This window comes from Microbacterium sp. Bi128, from assembly GCF_918698205.1.
In genome coordinates this window covers 1-1677 of record NZ_CAKKMM010001130.1, presented here as the reverse complement: position 1 = coordinate 1677, position 1677 = coordinate 1, and the positions used below count along the sequence as shown (strand labels likewise).

The following is a 1677-nucleotide window of genomic DNA, read 5'->3' as shown; positions in this document are numbered from 1 at the left end:
CCTCCGGAGACTCCACAAAGGTGTGGACGTGGAGGCCGCAGGTCAGCTGGTTCCGGACGGTGAGCCCGAAGCGCTGCTGCATGGTCATATAGCGCGGATTCGGCGTCAGGTGGGTGGCTGAGCCTTGGGGCGACGTGGCCAGGGCCGCGACCCGGCCGCCGTGCGCCCGGGCGGCCTGGTCCGCAAGGGACCGGCCACGCCTGAGCTGCCGGAGCAGTTCCGTGTATTCCAGGCACGGATGCGTCTGGGTCTCGATCTGTTCGAGCTTGAGCTCGTAGCTGAAGTCGGCGCCTTCGTGGACCGGTTTCTGTGCCGGGAGAACCCTGGCGGCTTCCTGTTGCGGCGGCACCAGACTCGGCAGCATGAGGTCAGCGAGGGCAAGCAGCATCCCCGATTCGGGGTCCACTATCAGCAGTTCTTCCTCCACGCCGAAGGTGCGCATGAATCTATTGTGCGTCAGGATCCGCCGAAACGCCCCACACCAACGCGGGGCTCAGTCCTGGAAATACTCGATCTTCGCCCCGATGGTGTTCAGCCGCTCAGCCAGGTCCTCATAGCCGCGTTCAATGACATAGATGTTCCGCAGCTCCGAGACGCCACGGGCCGCCAGCATGGCCAGCAGCAGGCAGGCGGCGGGGCGGAGGGCAGGCGGGCAGCCCACCTCGGCCGCTCGCCACTTGCTGGGCCCGTTGACGTAAATGCGGTGCGGATCGAGCAGCTGGACCTGGGCGCCGAGCTTGTTGAGCTCGGTCAGGTAGATGGCCCGGTTCTCGTAGACCCAGTCATGGATCATTGTCTGGCCGTGGGCGTTGGCGGCGATCACCGCGAAGAAGGGCAGGTTGTCGATGTTCAGCCCGGGGAAGGGCATGGGGTGGATCTTGTCCTCCGGCGCCCGCAGCTCCGAAGGCTTGGTGGTGACGTCCACCAGGCGGGTGCGGCCGTTGCGGGCAAAGTACTCCCCGGAAACCTCGAGCCGCTGGCCCATCTGCTCGAGCGTGGCGAGTTCGATTTCCATGAACTCGATCGGGACGCGGCGGATGGTGACTTCCGAGTTCGTCACGATGCCGGCGGTGATGAGGCTCATCGCCTCGATGGGGTCCTCGGACGGGAAGTATTCGATGTCGGCGTCGATCGACGGGCGGCCGGTGATCTTCAGCGTGGTGGTGCCAACCCCGGCGATGTCCACGCCGAGCATCTGCAGGTAGAAGCACAGGTCCTGCACCATGTAGTTCGGGCTGGCATTGCGGATGATGGTGGTGCCACGGCGGTGGGCTGCGGCCATGATGGCATTCTCGGTGACGGTGTCGCCGCGTTCGCTGAGCACGAAGGAGCGGTCGTGACCGTCCGACGGCGGCGCCTGCACCGCGTAGAACCCGGACTTCGCCTCCACGCTAAGGCCGAACTGGCGCAGTGCCTGCATATGCGGCTGCACGGTGCGGGTGCCGAGGTCGCAGCCGCCGGCGTAGGGCAGCCGGTAGGTGTCGGCCTCGTCCAGCAGCGGGCCCAGGAGCATGATGACGCTGCGGGTCCTTCGGGCCGCCTCCACATCCATGGAGGCCAGGTCCAGGACGGCGGGGCGGCGGATCTGGAGGTCGTTCGCGTTGAGCCAGGTGCACTCGACGCCGATGCTGGTCAGCACCTCCACGATCCGGTTGACTTCCTCGATCCGGGCAAGCC

Annotated in this window: 2 protein-coding genes; both read right to left on the bottom strand. The window is 66.4% G+C overall.

Going from position 1 to position 1677, the window contains the following annotated elements; translation table 11 throughout:
- Window positions 1-442 (bottom strand): glutamate-cysteine ligase family protein (locus tag LQV45_RS30490; RefSeq protein ID WP_230010973.1); only part of this gene is annotated, 442 nt, incomplete at its 3' end.
- A gap of 51 nt (window positions 443-493) precedes the next feature.
- On the bottom strand, window positions 494-1677 hold a 1184-nt coding region (locus tag LQV45_RS30485; RefSeq protein ID WP_230010972.1), incomplete at its 5' end, for a UDP-N-acetylglucosamine 1-carboxyvinyltransferase.